Here is a 1,212-nt window from a genome sequence, read left to right as displayed (position 1 = left end):
TAACTCCGGTCGGGCTACGCCCTCCCTGCGTCACGAGCCCGGCGAAGCTCTCTCATCCTGATTGACGCTGCACTTCCATCCTGATTGCCGCGCCGCACTGCCGCTGTTACGGTTGAGTTCCTGGGGGCCCGGGTTGAGGTGCGCGGAACGCCTGGACTTGCCTGCTGAGTGAGGTGTTTGTGGCGTTGCGCCGGACACGTTCATGCTGACGGCTCCCGCTGGCCTCATGATTTACGTTGCGACCCGCCCTGTAGACTTCCGGAAGGGCGCGGATGGCCTCGCGCTGTTGGCGAAGGAGACGCTGGGCCACGATCCGATGAAGGGCGTGGCGGTGGTCTTCCGTGCGAAGCGTGCCGATCGGGTGAAGATCGTCGTTTGGGATGGCAGCGGGCTTGTGCTGTATTGGAAGCGGGCTTGAGAGCAGCGCCTTCAAGTGGCCGCCGGTTGTTGACGGCGTGATGCGGATGAACGCAGCGCAGTTGTGCGCGTATGCACGCGCCTCGAATCCCGCAGCCGAAAGGAGTTGCGTAGGAGATAAAATCTTCGCTGCATCGGGGCGCGAAGCATGGCAGACTCGGGCCGATAAGTGATTTGCCTGATCAGCTGCCGAGCGACCCAGCCGAGTTGCGCGCCGTTGCCGCAGCTCTGCTGGAGCGCTGCGCCAGGCTCGAGCGGTTGCTCAAGCTTGCAAACGATGCGCAGTTTGGTCGATCGTCGGAGAAGCTCGACGCCGATCAGCTCCAGCTTGTTCTGGAGGATATCGATCAGGCTGTTGCGGTTCTCGGAGCCGCCGAGGACCGCACCGACTCCAAGACACGCGAGAGGAGAGCTGCCGAGCGCAGGGCCAATCGTGGTCAGCCGGAGCATTTGCCACGCATCCTCGAAACGCTGATGCCGGCTGCAACATGCTGCCCGTCCTGCAAAGGCGATCTCGTTGAGATCGGCTGCGATGAGAGCCAAAGGCTCGCCGTCGTTCCGGTGCAGTACCGGGTGATCGTGACCCGCCAGCCCAAGCTGACCTGCCGCGCCTGTCGTGGCGTCGTTCTCCAGCACGCAGCGCCGGAGCGAACTGATCAGGGGTGGATTGCCCACCGAGCGTAAGCGTCGTTCTCAGGCCACGGCTTTGAGGGATTGCGCGCGATAGGCCCAGGGAAGCAGCTGATCGATTTCGCTGTTTGGGTGACCGTTGACGATCCTGGTGAGCGCGTCAGT

General features: G+C 63.2%; 2 protein-coding genes and 1 pseudogene. 2 read left to right on the top strand and 1 reads right to left on the bottom strand.

The features are described from left to right. The first annotated feature begins 202 nt into the window (after positions 1 to 202). Together tnpB and IVB50_RS09525 are read left to right on the top strand one after the other, a co-directional pair. A complete protein-coding gene (gene tnpB, locus IVB50_RS09530) occupies positions 203 to 418 on the top strand; it encodes an IS66 family insertion sequence element accessory protein TnpB (RefSeq protein ID WP_247295738.1) in 216 nt (71 codons plus the stop codon). Positions 419 to 582: 164 nt separating this feature from the next. Beyond that, positions 583 to 1,099: pseudogene (locus tag IVB50_RS09525) on the top strand (IS66 family transposase zinc-finger binding domain-containing protein); the annotation flags it as partial. Positions 1,100 to 1,110: 11 nt separating this feature from the next. On the opposite strand, the gene IVB50_RS09520 reads toward IVB50_RS09525, so the two are convergent. Next, positions 1,111 to 1,212 (bottom strand): transposase domain-containing protein (locus IVB50_RS09520; RefSeq protein ID WP_247295740.1); only part of this gene is annotated, 102 nt, incomplete at its 5' end.

This window comes from Bradyrhizobium sp. 87 (assembly GCF_023073015.1).
Classification (GTDB): Bacteria; Pseudomonadota; Alphaproteobacteria; order Rhizobiales; family Xanthobacteraceae; genus Bradyrhizobium; species Bradyrhizobium canariense_D.
This window is presented reverse-complemented; position numbering and strand designations above follow the sequence as displayed.